Annotated in this window: 17 protein-coding genes and 1 tRNA gene; 8 read left to right on the top strand and 10 right to left on the bottom strand. The window is 65.1% G+C overall.

Translation table 11 applies throughout. From position 1 onward, the window contains the following. Nucleotides 1-80: 80 nt before the first annotated feature. A complete protein-coding gene (locus tag C491_RS12265; RefSeq protein WP_005556681.1) occupies nt 81-1,610 on the top strand; it encodes a S8 family peptidase in 1,530 nt (509 codons plus the stop codon). 36 nt (nt 1,611-1,646) lie between these two features. Here C491_RS12265 and C491_RS12260 read toward each other — a convergent pair whose 3' ends face one another. The 4 genes from C491_RS12260 to C491_RS12245 all read right to left on the bottom strand — a co-directional run bounded on the left by C491_RS12260 (nt 1,647) and on the right by C491_RS12245 (nt 5,462). Then, complete coding sequence (locus tag C491_RS12260) at nt 1,647-2,387, bottom strand: sugar phosphate isomerase/epimerase family protein (protein ID WP_005556680.1); 741 nt, start codon at nt 2,385-2,387, stop codon at nt 1,647-1,649. Between the two features lie 77 nt (nt 2,388-2,464). Then, nucleotides 2,465-3,613, bottom strand: a complete 1,149-nt coding sequence (gene dgoD, locus C491_RS12255; protein ID WP_005556678.1) for a galactonate dehydratase — start codon at nt 3,611-3,613, stop codon at nt 2,465-2,467. A gap of 221 nt (nt 3,614-3,834) precedes the next feature. Further along, the gene (locus C491_RS12250) at nt 3,835-4,371 is read right to left on the bottom strand and encodes a hypothetical protein (protein WP_049891826.1); all 537 of its coding nucleotides are present in this window, start codon (nt 4,369-4,371) and stop codon (nt 3,835-3,837) included. Between the two features lie 188 nt (nt 4,372-4,559). Then, on the bottom strand, nt 4,560-5,462 hold the full coding sequence (locus tag C491_RS12245) for a serine/threonine-protein kinase RIO2 (protein WP_005556674.1): 903 nt from the start codon (nt 5,460-5,462) through the stop codon (nt 4,560-4,562). A gap of 195 nt (nt 5,463-5,657) precedes the next feature. Between C491_RS12245 and C491_RS12240 the strand changes: the two genes are divergently transcribed. The 4 genes from C491_RS12240 to C491_RS12225 all read left to right on the top strand — a co-directional run bounded on the left by C491_RS12240 (nt 5,658) and on the right by C491_RS12225 (nt 9,565). Then, complete coding sequence (locus C491_RS12240; protein ID WP_049891825.1) at nt 5,658-6,797, top strand: ABC transporter substrate-binding protein; 1,140 nt, start codon at nt 5,658-5,660, stop codon at nt 6,795-6,797. 74 nt (nt 6,798-6,871) lie between these two features. Continuing rightward, the gene (locus tag C491_RS12235; RefSeq protein ID WP_005556670.1) at nt 6,872-7,708 is read left to right on the top strand and encodes a lipoate--protein ligase family protein; all 837 of its coding nucleotides are present in this window, start codon (nt 6,872-6,874) and stop codon (nt 7,706-7,708) included. Between the two features lie 114 nt (nt 7,709-7,822). Then, nucleotides 7,823-8,695: a deoxyribonuclease IV gene (locus C491_RS12230; RefSeq protein ID WP_005556668.1), complete on the top strand. Its 873-nt coding sequence runs from the start codon at nt 7,823-7,825 to the stop codon at nt 8,693-8,695. A gap of 63 nt (nt 8,696-8,758) precedes the next feature. Next, the gene (locus C491_RS12225) at nt 8,759-9,565 is read left to right on the top strand and encodes a class I SAM-dependent methyltransferase (protein WP_005556666.1); all 807 of its coding nucleotides are present in this window, start codon (nt 8,759-8,761) and stop codon (nt 9,563-9,565) included. Between the two features lie 354 nt (nt 9,566-9,919). Here C491_RS12225 and C491_RS12220 read toward each other — a convergent pair whose 3' ends face one another. The 3 genes from C491_RS12220 to C491_RS12210 all read right to left on the bottom strand — a co-directional run bounded on the left by C491_RS12220 (nt 9,920) and on the right by C491_RS12210 (nt 11,363). Next, nucleotides 9,920-10,114, bottom strand: coding sequence for a hypothetical protein (locus tag C491_RS12220; protein WP_005556664.1), 195 nt, complete (start codon nt 10,112-10,114; stop codon nt 9,920-9,922). 46 nt (nt 10,115-10,160) lie between these two features. Beyond that, nucleotides 10,161-10,811: a DUF7095 family protein gene (locus C491_RS12215; RefSeq protein WP_005556662.1), complete on the bottom strand. Its 651-nt coding sequence runs from the start codon at nt 10,809-10,811 to the stop codon at nt 10,161-10,163. A gap of 78 nt (nt 10,812-10,889) precedes the next feature. Further along, nucleotides 10,890-11,363, bottom strand: coding sequence for a DUF4442 domain-containing protein (locus C491_RS12210; protein ID WP_005556661.1), 474 nt, complete (start codon nt 11,361-11,363; stop codon nt 10,890-10,892). Between the two features lie 181 nt (nt 11,364-11,544). On the opposite strand from C491_RS12210, the gene C491_RS12205 reads away from it, so the two are divergent. Together C491_RS12205 and ncsA are read left to right on the top strand one after the other, a co-directional pair. Next, the gene (locus C491_RS12205) at nt 11,545-12,264 is read left to right on the top strand and encodes an alpha/beta hydrolase (RefSeq protein WP_005556658.1); all 720 of its coding nucleotides are present in this window, start codon (nt 11,545-11,547) and stop codon (nt 12,262-12,264) included. 51 nt (nt 12,265-12,315) lie between these two features. Next, nucleotides 12,316-13,290, top strand: coding sequence for a tRNA 2-thiolation protein NcsA (gene ncsA, locus C491_RS12200; RefSeq protein ID WP_005556656.1), 975 nt, complete (start codon nt 12,316-12,318; stop codon nt 13,288-13,290). A gap of 321 nt (nt 13,291-13,611) precedes the next feature. Here ncsA and ftsZ read toward each other — a convergent pair whose 3' ends face one another. From ftsZ to C491_RS12185, 3 genes are all read right to left on the bottom strand, one after another. After that, the gene (ftsZ, locus tag C491_RS12195) at nt 13,612-14,784 is read right to left on the bottom strand and encodes a cell division protein FtsZ (protein WP_005556654.1); all 1,173 of its coding nucleotides are present in this window, start codon (nt 14,782-14,784) and stop codon (nt 13,612-13,614) included. A gap of 2 nt (nt 14,785-14,786) precedes the next feature. Beyond that, complete coding sequence (locus C491_RS12190) at nt 14,787-14,966, bottom strand: ribbon-helix-helix domain-containing protein (RefSeq protein ID WP_005556653.1); 180 nt, start codon at nt 14,964-14,966, stop codon at nt 14,787-14,789. A gap of 199 nt (nt 14,967-15,165) precedes the next feature. Beyond that, nucleotides 15,166-15,687, bottom strand: a complete 522-nt coding sequence (locus C491_RS12185; protein WP_005556651.1) for a double zinc ribbon domain-containing protein — start codon at nt 15,685-15,687, stop codon at nt 15,166-15,168. Nucleotides 15,688-15,802: 115 nt separating this feature from the next. On the opposite strand from C491_RS12185, the gene C491_RS12180 reads away from it, so the two are divergent. Beyond that, nucleotides 15,803-15,876: transfer RNA gene (locus C491_RS12180), tRNA-Tyr, on the top strand. The last annotated feature ends 402 nt before the right edge of the window (nt 15,877-16,278 follow it).

The raw sequence follows: 16,278 nt of genomic DNA, 5'->3' as shown, positions 1-16,278 counted from the left end.
TATACTATCTTCATAAGAGCAAGCGACTGAAAGGCAAAAAATGAAGTAGGGATAACAGAAATTGCGAGGGTAGATACCACATGACGCGACAGTCACAACCGACGACCGACGAGTCGACGCGGCGACGGTTCCTCGCGGGAACCGGCGTCGCCGGGATCGCTGGCGGAATCGGCTTCACGGGTAGCGCGAGCGCGTTGGTCGGCGATATCGTGGACGGACTTACCAGCGTCGGCGACACGCTCGTCGACGACGCGCTCGACCTCGAGAGCGAGGAGAGCCAGGAGACGATCGTCGTCTTCGAAACCAACGAGGACGCCGACCGGTTGCTCGATCTCGACGTCCTCGTCGGCCGGTTCGCCGTCCTCCCGATGGCCTACGCCGAACTCACCGGTCCGCTGATCGAGCGGGTCGCGGGCTGGGCGGAAGTCCGGTACGTCTCCTCGAACTACGAACTCGAGTACCACAACGACGACGCCCGCACTGATACGGGAGCGGATCAAGTGGTGGCGGGCGATGGCCTCGAGACCGCCTACACCGGCGAGAACGCCCACACCGTCGTCGTCGACTCGGGCGTCGACGGCGCCCATCCCGACCTCGAATCGAACCTGCAGGCCAACTACCAGTACGTCGGCGTCCCCGAGGTCACCGACCCGCTGTGGTGGCAGGACGTCGGCCTCGTCGACAGCGACAACAGCGGCCACGGCACCCACTGCGCGGGCAGCGTCGGCGGCGACGGCTCGAAGAGCGACGGCGAGTACGCCGGGATGGCCCCCGACGCCGACCTCACGGTCTACGCCTGCGGCGCCGGCGGGCTGTTGGTCGTCTACACCGTCGCGGCCTACGACGACCTGCTCCGGCGCCAGCGCGAGGGCGACCACGACGTTCAGGTCGTCTCGAACTCCTACGGCCCCGTCGATGACGACCGACCGTTCGTCCCCGACGACCCGATGAACGTCGCCACCTGGGAGGCCCACGAGGATGGAGTCCTGCCGGTGTTCTCGGCGGGTAACAGCGGCCCCGAGAAGGGGACGCTGAGCCAGTATACGAAAGCGCCCCACGTCCTCGGCGTCGCGGCGACCGAAGCCGATCAAACTGTAACCGACTTCTCCTCGCGCGGGCGTCCCCAGGACGGCTCCTGGGACCACGACAACTACGACCGCGAGTCGGCCTACGAGAACCTCACCACGCTGTACGGGGGAGCCGACGAGGACGAGATCGACGGCCCACTGGGGATCTACCGTAACGGCGTCGCCGCGAAGGGTGGCGACGTGGTGAGTACGCTCAATCCCGCCGATCCGCTCAACGTCGCCGAGCCGGACGAGGAGCTGTACTACGGACCCATGTCGGGGACGAGCATGTCCTGTCCCGTCACCGCGGGCTGTGCGACGCTGGCCGTCGACGCCTACTACGAGTCCCACGGCGAGTACCCCGACCCGATGGACGTGCTGACGACGCTCGAGGCGACGGCTATCGAGGACGTCCACGACGACTACACCGCAGAATCGGTCGGCGCCGGCTACGTCGACGCGCTCGACGCCGTCGAACGGGCCGAAGCGGGCGATCTGGCCAGCTTCGACGAGATCGAGATCGCTCCCGGAAGCGACGGGTAGACGGGCGACCGCACGGCTCTTCGTTCTCCGATCCCGCTACAGTTCGTCCAGAAACGCCGCGCCGTGTTCGAGCGACGCGGCGGGATCGTCGGGGTCGTCGTGCTCGTAGACGAGCCACTCCGCGCCGGCGTCCGTGGCGGCGTCGATACAGGCCCGCACGTCGACGTCGCCCTCGCCGAGCTCGGCGAACGTCGGCTCCGCTCCACTGACGTCCATGTCTTTCAGGTGGACAGTCCCGACTCGTCCCTCGAGTTCCCGGAGGCGCTGGGCGGGGTCGTCGCCGGCCGCGAGCGCCCAGCCGACGTCGAGTTCGATTCCGATGTCACTCGCCTCGAGGAAGCGCTCGAACGCCGACTCCTCGCCGAGCTCTACGTACTCGTGGTCGTGGTTGTGGTAGGACAGCGTCCAGCCGTCGGCCGCGAGTTCGTCGGCCAGTGCGTCGAGGCGTTCGGCAGTGTTGTCGACCGCTTCCTCGGATTCGAACTGCTCGGGGTCGAGCCACGGAACGACGACGCCCTCGATCTCGAGCGGTGCGTAGGCCCCGCGGACGGCGTCCCGGTCGTCCTCGAGCGTCTCGATCCCGACGTGGGGCGGCGCGACCTCGAGTCCGCACGTCTCGAGAGTTTCGACGATCTCGTCGGGATCGTCGTGTAGCGGCGAGTACTCCCCGGCGAACTGGATGCCGTCGTAGCCCGCGCCAGCGACGCGCTCGAGGACGTCGGTCGTCGAGTCCTCGAGGTCGCGAACGCTGTAGAGGTTGATCGCGGTTTTGGACATAGGTAGTTCACACACCGACCCGGTAATGAACTACCGGTACTGGCGGCGGTACGCGATCCGGTGGACGCACTCGGCAGCTACCACTCGGCGACGCTACCGTCGTCGTGGCGCCAGACGGGATTGTGCCAGTCGACGGCGCCGGCCCGTTCGCGGACGGCGTCCTCGTCGATTTCGATCCCCAGTCCCGGGCCGTCTGGAAGGGAAACGTAGCCGTCCCGGTACTCGAAGACCGAGGGGTCCTCGAGGTAGTCGAGGACGTCGCCACCCTCGTTGTAGTGGATGTCCAGGCTCTGTTCCTGGATGAGCGCGTTCGGCGAACAGGCGTCGACCTGGATGCAGGAGGCGAGTGCGATCGGTCCGAGCGGGCAGTGCGGTGCCACGGAGACGTCGTAGGCCTCGGCCATCGCGGCGATCTTTTTGACCTCGGTGATCCCGCCCGCGTGAGAGAGGTCGGGCTGGATCACGTCTACAGCGTTCGACTCGAAGATTTCCTTGAAGTCCCACCGGGAGTACATGCGCTCACCGGTCGCGATCGGGATCGTCGTCGCTGCCCGGATGTCGGCGAGCGCGTCGTTGTGTTCGGGGAGAACTGGCTCTTCGATGAACATCGGGTCGTACGGCTCGAGCGCTCGAGCCAGCCGACGGACCATCGGTTTCGAAACGCGACCGTGGAAGTCGACGCCGATGTCGACCTCGCTGCCGACGGCTTCCCGGACCGCAGCGATGCGGTCGACGGCCTCCTCGACGGCACGAGGGTTATCGACGGGTCGAATTTCGGGCGTTGCGTTCATCTTCAGCGCGCTGAACCCTGCCTCGACCTTCTCGCGGGCCGCGCCACCGACGTCCCGCGGGCGATCCCCGCCGATCCACTGGTAGACGCGAACGCGGTCGCGGGCCTTCCCGCCGAGTAACTCGTACACCGGTGCGTCGAAGCGCTTGCCCTTGATATCCCACAGCGCCTGGTCGACGCCAGCGATGGCCGACATGAGGACCGGTCCGCCCCGGTAGAAGCCGCCACGGTACATCGCCTGCCAGTGGTCCTCGATCGCGCTCGGATCCTCGCCGAGCAGGTAGTTCTCGAGCAGTTCCTCGACCGCCGTCTTGACCGTTTTCGCCCGGCCCTCGACGATCGGTTCCCCCCAGCCGACGGTGCTGTCGCTCGTCGTCACCTTCAAGAATAGCCAGCGGGGCGGGACCTCGAACAGTTCGTAGTCGGTGATTCGCATAGTATCGTGAGTCCGCCGCGGCGTTACCGGGAGCTGCGTCGATGTCCGCTTTCACCACCGTGGCGGAGCCCACGGCCAAGAAACGGATCTCCTCTCGAGCCAGCCGTCCGGTACGCGACGTTCCCGAGGTCGAACTCGAGCGATAATAAGAGAACGGGACGACAACGACTGAGCACCGAGACGGGGACCGGGGCGATCGACGGTCCGTGACGCCGAGTCGGCTACCGATCGGAAACCGGGACCCGGCCGCGGATCGCCTCGGGAGCGATCCCGTTGACGGCCGCGAACACCGCGCCGAGGACCAGTCCGTAGACGAGGTGACCGACCGCAAACAGGAGCGCTGCGAACAACTCCGCCGCCATTCCGGGGACGGGCAAGAACGGCAGCGGGAAGGCTCCGATCCCGGCCCGCGCCATCGCGGCCGGAAAGATCAGTCCCCCGGCGACGATGCCGAGCACCGTTCCGAAGACGATTCCGGCGATGAGATACTCCCGAAAGCTGCCGACGACGTCCTGGATCGACGGCCTCGTGACGATCGCCGCGAACGTCAGCCCGAACAGCACACTGAGTATCAGGTGGATCGTCCAGCCCGCGCCGACGTCCGCGGCCGGAATCGGTGCGAGGCCGCCGAGCAGTTCGATCTGGTTCCCGCCGAGATGGAGGAGCACTCCCATCGCGATACCGCCGGCCAGACCGCCGGTGAAGCCGCCGCCCCAGCGACCGACGCCGTCGATCAATTGAGTGTCATTCTCTACCATAGGAGAAGTAGGAGCTTCTGCCAGAATAACCCTCTCATTGCCCCCGTACCGTGACTATCTCTTGGTCGGAGGGAACCGGCGGAAATCGGGACCGGTGGTAGTTTTGTATAACTACATGAAGTTTATACTTCTGCGAGACGGACGCTGACCGCTCCTCGAGGCCGACCACACTCGGGACGAAAGAACCGCTACTCGCGGACCGACTCGAAGGATCCGTCGGCGATCGAGGCCGCCAGATCGTCGCTCTCGAGGTCGTCGGGAACGTACTGGGGATACTTCCGCCGAAAGTAACCGAGCACGTTCTCGAGGTCGCGCTGTAAGAACTCGTCGGCGTTGGCGTGGTCGGTCGGAACCGCCTGGGGCCAATCGAACACCTTCACACCCTCCTCGTTGACGAAGACGTTGTACTCGCTCATGTCGGCGTGAACGTACCCCGCCTCGTACGCGCCCGCGATCTCGGTGACGAGCAGGTCGAACACGCCGAGCACCTGATCGGGCTCGAGTCTCGTCCGGGAGAGCTCGACGCCGTCCATCTTCTCCATGACGATGGCGTGGCGGTTCTGATCGATCGGCCGGGGAACGGCGACGTCCGGGTAGAGCTCCTCGAGGATGTCGTGTTCGCGCTCGGCCGCCTTGCGCGCGGTGTACATCCAGGAGACGTGGTCCTTGTCGGAGGTGTAGTCGCGTTCCTTGTGGACCTCCCGGAAGTTCGTGTACCCCTCGCGATGGTACTTCAGGGCCAGGGGTTTGTAGGAGCGAACCTCGTAGACGTCGCTCTCCTTGCCGACCCCCAGCGGCGAGCCGAACTCGCTTATCGTCTCTCGCTCGACGAGCGCTCGCAGCGCGAGCGCGTCGTACCCCTCGAACTGGAGGGTGTACCCCTCGTACTGGATCGTCTTCTTCTCGACGAGCCCACGTTTGAGACAGCGCTCGAGGCGGTAGTCGACCTCTTCCTCGGTCAGATTGGCGAACTTCGGGATCTTCTCCCGCTGGACCCACTCCGAGAAGCGCATACCCTGCTCCACGCCCGAGAGGAGATAGAAGTCCTCTTCCTCGAGCTCCGGCAGTAACTCGGCGACGTTCCGCACCATATAGTCGCCGTACCCGCCGTGTACGTAAAAACGTCGTGACGCGTTCCGACGACACTACCCGCTCCCGTATACGACATAGTGCGATACAAAACCCGTATGGCGGATCTGTGCAGAACTCCTCGCCCGGTTCGACGAGGATCGGCCCTCGTTCCGGCCGAGCTATTATCCGTGTGCATCGATGCAACCTTCCCAGCCATGGCCGCATACCCCAAACGGGATGTGGAGTCCACTGATGCCGAATCGGAACGCGTTTCATCGGTTCCATCGAACGAGGGAGTGACCTCGAGACGCCGTTTCCTGACGGCTGCAGTCGCCGGCTCGGCCACCGCACTCGCCGGCTGTGCGGAGCTGGCCGACGGAACCGACTCCCTGCGCGTAAGCGTCTGGAGCGGTCACTACGCCGATCGGTTCGAGGAGTCCGTCGTCCCTCGCTACGAGGACGAACACGACACCGACCTCGAAATTCAGCGTGGCTGGGACGACATCCTCACGGACATCCGGAACGCCCCAGAGGACGAGCCGCCGTTCGACGTTACGGTTGCCGAGGGAAACTTCTACTACTACGGTCGCCAAGACGACCTCTTCGAGCCGATTCGTGAAGAGAACGTCCCGAACCTCGACGGCGTGATGGAGTTCTACCGGGAGATGCGCGAGACCGAGTACGGAGTACCGGTCGACGGCTCGCCGTGTGCCGTTCTCCACCGCGAGGACGCCGATGTCGAACCCGAGAGCTGGAGCGAGTTCTCCTCGGCCGCCCGGGACAGCGACGGCGTCGGCGTCGACACCGGGTTCTGGTGGTACCCCCTCTACGCCGCCGCGATCGGGATGGACGACGCCGAGGGTGCCGAGGAGATGCACAACGAGGAACTCCACGACGACGTGCTCGCGGAGTTCGAGTCCTGGAACGTCGAGGGGTGGGCCAGTTCGGGCGAAGACGTCTGGCAGGACTTCGAGAACGACGTCATCGACGTCGCCCAGTGGTACTACGCCTCGGTCGCGTACGACATCGACGATTACGACGGGATAACCTACACGATGCCCGAGGAGACCACCGGCTGGTTCAACAACTGGTGTGTCGTCGAGGGCACGAATCACCGGGACGAGGCCGAGGAGTTCCTCAACTTCCTGCTCGACGCCGAGGTCCAGTCGGAGTGGTCCGAACACGCGCCGCTGGCGTTCAGCAGCGAGGACATCGAGTACGCCGAGGGGCTCGAGGAAGATCTGCCGACGACGACCGAGGAGGCCGAAAGCATCGCCTTTCCCGACTGGGAGTACCTCGCTGAGCACGACGACAACCTCTCCGACGCGGTCACGGATGTTCAGACGAGTTCATAGGACGGCACGCGAGCGACCGACCTTCACCGCCGTCCGTCGCAACCGCTTTCACCCGCGCGGTCGATCCACACGACATGACCACGCTTGCCGACCGCGACTGGCGGCTCATCGCCGACGAGCCCCGCGAGGGAGCGACACAGATGGCCCTCGAGGAGATCGCCGGCCGAACCGCGCTCGAGGACGACCTCCGGACGGTTCGCGTCTACTCCTGGGAGCCGAGCACGCTCTCGCTTGGCTACCGGCAGGATCCCGACTCGGTCGACTGGGAATACTGCGAACGGGCGGGGATCGACGTCACCCGCAGGCAGACCGGCGGCGGCGGGATCTACCACGACCGCTACGCCGACATCTCCTACACGATCGTCGCGCCCGCCGAGGAGGTACCGGGAGATCTGATGGACTGTTACGCGCTGTTCTGCGAACCGATTCTCGAGGCGTTCGACCGCATGGGGATCGACGCCGACTTCGCGGGCGCCGAACAGGCGTCGATCTACTACCCCTCCTGCTATCTACGGGATATCAATCCGGCCCACGACGTGGTCGCACCCGCGAGTTCGGGCGAGGACGCGAAGAAACTCAGCGGTAACGCCCAGTACCGACAGCGAGACGTCGTGATCCAGCACGGCTCGCTGTCGTACGACCTCGAGCCAAACCACCACGTCGACGTCTTCGACAGCGACGTGACTGCGGAGACGTTCGTCAACCGAGTGACGAGCATCCGCGAGCAGACGAGCCTCGACCGCGAGACTGCCGTCGAAACCGTCGCCGACTCCCTGCGGGAGTGGTGCGGAGCGACGGACGGCGAGTGGCACGAGGACGAACTCGAGGCGGCCCGCGATCTCGCCGACCGGAAGTACGGCGTGGACGCCTGGGTTCGCGATCGGGAGGTCCTCGAGGCCAGCGGGCAGTAGGACGGTTCCGTTCCTCGAGACCCGACTCGAGGTGCTTCGCTCGCCGAGGCGCGAGCGCCGAAGCGCGTAGCGTCGTCCGTTACCCCTATCACGAACCGGTACTGACTGCCAGCCATGAAGGTCGGCGCACACGTCTCGATCTCCGGCTCGCGCGTCTCCTCCGACGACGAAACACCGCCCTACGGCGACATCCGTAACGCGGTTCACCGCCAGGTCGCCTTCGGTGGCAACTGTGGACAGGTCTTTACCACGTCGCCACAGGTCTGGGCCCAGCCCGAGATCAGCGACGAGGCCGCCGCGGGCTTTCGCGAGGAGAGCGACGATCTGCTCGAGGGGCCGTGGGTGATCCACTCCTCGTACCTGGTCAACCTCTGTACGCCGAAAGACGACCTCCGCGAGAAGTCCAAAGAGAGCATGCAGGCCGAACTCGACGCCGCCGAGACGCTGGGCATTCCGTACGTAAACGTCCATCTGGGCGCGCATACGGGTGCCGGCGTCGAGGGCGGCCTCGACAACGCGGCGAGTCTGGTCGACGAACTCGACGTCCCCGACGGCGTGCAGATCCTCATCGAGTCCGACGCCGGCAGCGGCACCAAGCTGGGTGGTGAGTTCGCCCACCTCGCAGGGATCATCGACCGCACGGACGAGGAGATCGGCATCTGCATCGACACCGCCCATACGCTCGTCGCGGGCAACGACCTCACCACGCCCGAGGCCGTCGACGAAACCGTCTCCCGGTTCGACGACGAGGTCGGCCTCGAGCACCTCGAGTACATCCACCTCAACGACTCGAAACACGATGTCGGCACCCACAAGGACGAACACGCCCTCATCGGCGAGGGGTACATCGGCGAGGACGGCATCCGCGCCATCGTCAACCACCCCGATCTGCGGGAGCTGCCGTTTGCCCTCGAGACGCCCACCGAGGACGGCAAGGGCTTCGCCTGGAACATCGAGAAGACGAAGGAGCTCCGCGAGGACACGTAAACGCCCGATTCGACGACGCTCGGAACCGACCCGTTTTTACTCCCGCTGGCACTACGAGAAGCCGTGCGCGAGTTCTCCGAAGCCTACCTCGAGCGGACCCGCGAGGGGATGTGGGACGACTCCCGGCAGGCGCTTGAGCCCCTCGCCCTCGACTCCCGCGAGCGCGTGCTCGACGTCGGCTGTGGTACCGGCGAGCTGAGCCGCGTGCTCGCCGCCGAGTGTCCCGGCGAGGTGGTGGGTTGTGACGCCGACACGGACTTACTCGAGTTCGCTGGCGAGCACGTTCCGGTCGTCGCTGGCGACGCCCTTCGGCTCCCCTTCGCCGACGACAGCTTCGACCTCGTCGTCTGTCAGGCGCTCCTGATCAACCTGCCCGATCCCGAGGCGGCGATCCGGGAGTTCGCCCGCGTCTCGAGCGATCTCGTCGCGGCCGTCGAACCCGACAACGGCGCCGTCGCGGTCGACTCGAGCGTCGCGAGCGAGGAGCGACTCGAGGACCAGGCCCGACGGGCCTACCTCGAGGGGGTCGGAACTGACGTCACGCTCGGAGCCGATGCCCGCGAGGCGTTTACGGAGGCAGGGCTCGAGGTGCTCGAGACCCGCCAGTACGACCACGAGCGGACGATCGAGCCCCCCTACGGCGAGGCGGCGTTGACGATCGCCCAGCGGAAGGCAACGGGTGCGGGGCTGGCCGACGACCGGGAGACGATGCTCGAGGGCGACCTGACGAACGAGGAGTACGACGCCCTCCGCAGCGAGTGGCGGTCGATGGGCCGGGACGTGATCGAGCAGATGGAAGAGCGGACGTATCGTCGGCGTGAAGCGATTCCGTTCTTCGTGACGGTTGGGCGAGTAGCCGAGGCGCAGTAGTCGGCAGTGGAACGGCGGTGTGTGTCGGTTCGGTGAGTGGCTGGTTGTTACGTGGGTAAGCGAAGGGAACAGCCGGTGATACGTCTGCAGCGCCAACCAACCACCACGGGGTGGGACTGAAAGGGGGCTGGCGTTCTCGGGCGTTCCGACGACGTAAGCACGCGGCTGTAAGGAGCGCGCGCAGCGAGGCAGAACGCCCGAGAACGGCAGGGGCTTTCGCGGTAATACTGACAGAAGCTAACGGATTCTCACGTCCTCCCCAGCAGAGTTGCTCGTGCAAATAACAGGTTCGAAATCACACGTCCAACGGAAGGTTCACAGCGATAGCTTCGACCGCTCGATCGCTGACCCTCGTCAGTCCGACTCCTCGCTTCGGCCGAGTAGCGAGACGTAGACTCCGATCAACCCGGCACAGACCACGACGATCCCGGTCCAGAGATCGAGGACGTTCACGAGCGCCAGCACCGATCCCGTGAGCACGAGCGCGACGTTCGCAAACACCGCGAGACGGGCGGTGTCGAGGCCCGTCGTCAACGACGACGTGTTCATACCGACATCTCCGATGGAGACGACAAAATAGTTCGTATGACGGCGTTCAGACGACGTCGCCCCGCACCGTCACGCCCTCCTGTTGCTCGCGCCAGGCGTGGACCTCCCGGGCGGCCTCACCGGCTTCTTCCTCCTCCATGCCGAGCATCTCGAGGGCGGCCGACAGCGTCGGCAGGGCGAGATCGCTCTCCCGAAGCTTGCGGAACGCCTCGTCGCTCCGGGTACCGTCGACCCAGAGACAGACGCCGCGGGGATCCAGCAGCTGGGTGTAATCCTCCCGGAGCGTCGCGCCGCGCAGTCGCTGGGTGACGTTGTCCTCGAACCCGGCGTTACAGACCTCGAGGTGGATCGGTTCGTTCTCGCCGAGTAGCTGGGCGGCCAGACACTTCTCGGGAGCGGCGTGGCCGTTGGCGTTCGCGCGCAGGTACTCGGGGTACTCGGCCGCCCAGTCGGCTCGAACCGACTGTCCGACGCCCTCGATGCCGTGCTCCTCGCCGACCGCAGCTGACGAGCTGTCGTCGCGCATCAACACGTCCTTCGTCAGGTAGACGTCGAGTCGCTCGACGGGATCGAGCCCGAGCGCGATGTCGCCGAACGCCCAGATCTCGCGGACCGGAACGGGCGTGCGCTCGCGTTCGACGGTTTCGACCAGCGCCTCGAGTCGATCGACCGCCTCCTCGCGGGGAAACTCGCTCATTGCGTCGACGTCGGGTCCGAAGTCGCAAAACGGTTTCTCAGTCCCGGCTCGAATCGGCGACCGTGGACCCGTCACGAGTCAGGCCTTCTTCTCCCGATCGGTCGTCACGTACACCGTATTACGAACCGTCGCGTGGACCGTCCCCTCGCTGTCGACGAGGTCGACGGTGTAGTGGCGGTCGACCGACTCCGTTCCCTCGGTCGCCAGCTCGGCCTCGATCGCCGCGATCTCCTCGTCGGTGATCGTACACCGCGCGTACAGCGTCTCCCGACCCGGCTTCTTGAAGCGAATCTCGGCCTCCTTGTCCCAGACGACGTACTCGTCGCCGAGATTCTTGAGGAGCATCATCATGTAAAACGGGTCGACCGCGGCGTACATGCTGCCTCCGAACGTCGTTCCGACGTAGTTCTTCGTGCGCCAGGAGAGCGGCAGTTTCACCCGAACCTCCCGCCAGTCGGGGGCGATGTACGTGACTCGGCCGCCCGTTCGACGGTAGGCCGGAAACAGGTTGAATCCGAGGCGATAGAGTCGCGAGCGAAGCGCATCGAGCATACGATCTCTCGAGGACGGGGAACGAAAGTCGTTAGCAAACGCTCTCTCGGTGTCCGGGAGTTGTCACTGACCGAGAAGCGGTGGCTCCTCGAGGCGGCGCTCGGTCGCCGCCCCGACGGGCGGAGTCGGCAGGTCGTGTCAAGAGCGCAGATTTTTATCGGTGTCCGACGAACGGATCCGTATGCGACACCGCGTCTTCAACGAGGACGGCGAGGAGGAGCTCGTCTTCGTCATGGGCTGGGGGAACCGCTGGACCCACGAGAACGTCAGCTGGCTCATCGGGAAGCTGACCGAGGCCGGCTACCGGGTCCACGCCTTCGAGCTCCCGACGAACATCGACGACTTCAAAGCCGACTGGCTCGAGCCGATCGCCGAGTACGTCCTCGATCTCGAGGAGTACCAGCTGCTCGGTCACAGCGCGGGCGCGCTCATCGGCCAGGCGTTAGACGGCGCGGACAACCACGTCTACCTGAGCCCGTTCTGGGGGTACGGCGAGCGCTACTCCGAGCCGCTGCTCGGGGGGGCTTCCAGGGTTCCGTCGACGTTCCCCTGTCTCCCCGCGGGCGAGTTCGACCGGGAGGCCCTCGGACAGGAGGCGACCGACCATCAGCTCGCGACGATCCCGCGGTGGGTTTCGCCCACGTTCGTCCGCGAGACGCGCCACGCCCAGGAGAACCTGCTGACGATCGATCACGACGCCGTCGTCTTCTGCTCGCTCACCGACCCCGTTATCAGCCTTCGGCCGATCGGCCACCGGGTGCCCGCCGAGCACGTCGTCCTGTACAACGGCGGCCACGAGCTGTTCTCCTCGCCGGGACGGGAGCGCTACGTCGAGCTCTTGCTCGAGGCGCTCGAGGAGGGCGCCGACGCGGTCGAGGCGCGCGAGACGGTCCCTGCCTGAACGAGCCGAAAAGCCGAAACCGACATACGCGCTCGCTGGTAACTGCCGCCGATGGATTGTAACCGGTGTGAGGGGGAGGCGATCATGCACGCCGCCTACTCGGGGGCACACCTCTGCGAACACCACTTCCGGGAGTCGGTCGAGAAGCGAGTGCGCCGACGGGTGCGCCGGGACGACCTCGTTCCACACGACGTGACACCCGACGATCCGCTAACCTGGGTGATCGGACTCTCGGGCGGGAAGGACAGCGTCGTGCTCACGCAGATCCTCCACGACACGTTCGCCGAGGATCCACGCATCGAACTCGTCGGACTGACGATCCACGAGGGGATCGAGGGCTACCGTGACAAGAGCCTCGAGGCCTGCGTCGACCTCGCCGACGAACTCGAGATTCGCCACGAGGTCGTCAGCTACGAGGAGGAGTTCGGAATCCGAATGGACGACGTCGTCGAGGACGACCCCGAGAACATGGCGGCCTGTGCCTACTGTGGAGTCTTCCGGCGGGATCTGCTCTCGACGTACGCCGAGGAACTCGAGGCCGACCTCCTGCTGACGGGCCACAATCTCGACGACGAGGCCCAGACTGCGCTGATGAACTTCCTCGAGGGCGACGTCGCCCAGATGGCCAAGCACTTCGACGCGAGCCTGGGGCCGGTCTCGGAGCGCGGCGAGCAGGAGGAGTTCGTCCCGCGGGCGAAACCGCTGCGGGACGTTCCAGAAAAGGAGGTCGCGCTGTACGCCCACGTCGAGGACCTCCCCGCTCACATCACGGAGTGTCCCCACGCCAGCGAGGCCTACCGCGGCGAGATCCAGCAGCTCCTGTACGATCTCGAGGAGAACCACCCCGGAACCCGCCACTCGATCCTCTCGGGGTACGAGGAGCTGGCCGGCATCGTCGCCGACGACCGCGCAGGCGAGGCCGAGGACGACGACGGCGGTCCCGACCTCAGGGAGTGTGCCGAGTGCGGCTCGACGACGACGCGGGAGGTCTGTCGGAAGTGCGGACTGCTCGAGTCGCTGGCCTGAGTTCGTAAGACGCGACATCGTTCGCGCCACGAGTTACACCAGTAAACGCCCCCTCGAGCGACGAGTCGCTCGAATCCGGCGTCGTCACTCGAGACAAGTACTCCTTCGAGAAGCGATACCCGGCGACCGGCTGGTGTGGTGTGTCGGTTGCCGGTGCGGGGTCGCGTCGTGTCAATCGTGGCGACGGCCGAGCCGTGGTGTGTCAGACGGCCGTCGCGTGGTGTGTCGATCGCAAACGCGACCGAACCGTGGTGTGTCGGTGTCGGTCCGGTCGCGCGTCGTCAGCGGGATCCGCTGGTGGTGTGTCAGGGGTGTGCCCGACTACCGGATGACGTCGACGCCGTTCTGGCGCTCGAGTTCGTTCCGGCCGCCGTCGCTCTTCGCACCGTGTTTGACGTTGTTGCTCGCGTCGAAGTCGCCGTCGCCGGCGCCCTCGATGCTGGCGCGGGAGCGGTCGGCCTGCTTCTGGGTCGACGGGCCGAGCACCTGGGCGCTCTGGACGCCGGTCATGATCGCCATGACCCGCACCTTGCCCTTGTAGTTCTCCTGGATCCGGGCGCCCCAGATCACGTTCGCCGAGGCCTCGAGGCGCTCGGTGATGTTGTCGGCGATGCCCTCGGCCTCTTTCAGCGTGAGGTCGGGGCCGCCGGTGATGTGGACGAGTCCGCCGCTCGCGCCGCGGTAGTCGACGTCCAGCAGCGGGTGGTTCATCGCGTCCTTGACGACCTCGTCGGTCTTGTTCTTGTCCTGGGTCTCGCCAACCAACATTACGGCGACGCCGCCTTGATTCATGATCGTGGACATGTCCGCGTAGTCCAGGTTGATCAGCGACGGCTGGGTGATGGTCTCCGAGATTCCCTTGACGGTCTCGGCGATGATCTGGTCCATCACCGAGAACGCCTTGCCGATCGGGAGGTTCGGGACGTAGTCGAGCAGGCGGTTGTTGTCGAGCACGATGATCGAGTCGGCCTCGTTACGCAGCTTCTCGAGGCCCTCCTCGGCTTTTACCGTGCGGGCACGCTCGACGTTGAACGGTGTCGAGACCATGCCGACGACGATCGCGCCCTGCTCCTTGGCGATCTTCGCGACGACGGGGGCGGCACCGGTGCCGGTCCCACCGCCCATGCCGGCCGTAACGAACACGAGGTCCGCGTCGCCGAGCACTTCCTTGACGGTGCTCTGGGCCATCTCGGTGGCGCGCTCGCCCATCGACGGATCGCCGCCGGCGCCGAGCCCGTTGGTCAGCGACTTGCCGACCAGGATCTTCGTGTCGGCCTCAATCATCTTCAGGTGCTGTTTGTCCGTGTTGATCGCGACCGTGTCGGCGCCGTCGACGCCGATGTTGTACAGCCGATTGATGGTGTTGTTGCCGGCACCGCCGGCGCCGACGATGACGATTCGGGGCTCCCCGAACTCGTCGCCGTCCATCTCGGCTTCCATCTCCCGGGCCTCCTCCTCGGCGTTCTCGAGTGCATCTTGGACGATATCCTGCATCGTTACACCTTGGCCCAGTTGCGTTTGCCGGTCTGTTCGGTCCGACCGTCGGACTGTTCGTTGACCATCTCACGGACGGCCGAGCGGATCGCCTCGCTCCGATTCGGGAACTCGCCCGAGTCGACTAACTGTTCGACCTCCTCGATCTGCTGTTTCGGGATTCGCAGTGTCACACGCTCCATTGTTGTATTCCCCGTTGGGGGTAAGACGGTGTGCGCCCCTGTCAGACGCACGGTGTCTTACACCCAATCCGCCCGACATCGGGCGGTTTCCGGCGTTCGCCGGCTGGTGTAAGACAACCGTCTTACGCGACTAAATGCGAGACTGTCGAAGATATTAAAGCTTTCGTCCGACACGAGGTTCTGTGTATTACACGAGTCCTTATGTGGAGTCGAGAACGTCGGCAGCCGGTGTCCGGCGGCCACAGCCCGGACAGAACGCCCAGTCCGAGCGAAGTTCGTCCCCGCAGTCACAGAACAGCCGTCGGGCGGTTTTCTCGCCGCAGTTCGGGCAGTAGACGTGGTCGGGACTGACCGTCTCACCACACTGTGCACAGTTGGGTTCGGAGCCGCGGTCGGCGTCGGAATCGGTGTCCGACACCGCCGACACGCGGGCGTCAGTGGCGTTACGCGTCCCGTCCTCGAGCGAGATCGTCACGTTGACGTCCTGTCCACGCTCCGACGGACGCTGGGCCCGGAGCTCGGCGAGTCGCTCCGTGAGGAGGTCGTCGACGCGCTCGCGGACGAGGTCGTCGATCGCCGTCTCGCCTGTTCGGTCAGGCGAGTCCGACGATCCCTCGAGGTAGGCCCGCAGGGCCTCGCGCATGACCTCGCTCTTGGAGGCCTCGAGTTCCTCGAGGCGGGCGACGAGGTCATCGTCCGCGCGGAACGTGATCTTGCTCATCCTCTCTCGAGCGATCCTTGTCATCCCACCTATATCAATTATCTGGTCAGCGAGAACCGAACCCGCCTCGAATGATAACCCTTATGTCTCCCTCGGGAACTACGTTGAGATGCGCCCGCCCTTAGCTCAGACTGGTAGAGCAGTCGACTGTAGATCGACTTGCCCCCCGTTCAAATCGGGGAGGGCGGACTTTTACTGCGAACAACGTGAGCAGTCAAACGTCCAACCGACCCGATTTGAGCAGACGAGTCACAGCCCGGAAGCGCAGCGAAGCGAGCATCCCGGACTGTCTCGGCGAGTTCAAATTGGGGAGAGCGAATTCCTAACCTCACTATCCAGATTGACTGAATAGAGCCAGAATTTCGTCATTCACCCGGAATCCCCTCGAGGCAGACTTGCTATTGAGTCCACATTCGACCCTTTTGGTGATTCGCTATGGTGAAAGAGGAGAATGCGCTTAGAACTTAGTCTACGAGATCGTCCTTACAAGGACTCGTTCATCGAAGGTGCAACGGCCCTATTACCGACCCGAATTGTTTGTGGAAAATCGTTATATATCGAGACGTCGAACTGTAGTCGGGGTAGGTGGTG

The sequence above is a fragment of the Natronococcus amylolyticus DSM 10524 genome (assembly GCF_000337675.1).
Classification (GTDB): domain Archaea; phylum Halobacteriota; class Halobacteria; order Halobacteriales; family Natrialbaceae; genus Natronococcus; species Natronococcus amylolyticus.
This window is presented reverse-complemented; position numbering and strand designations above follow the sequence as displayed.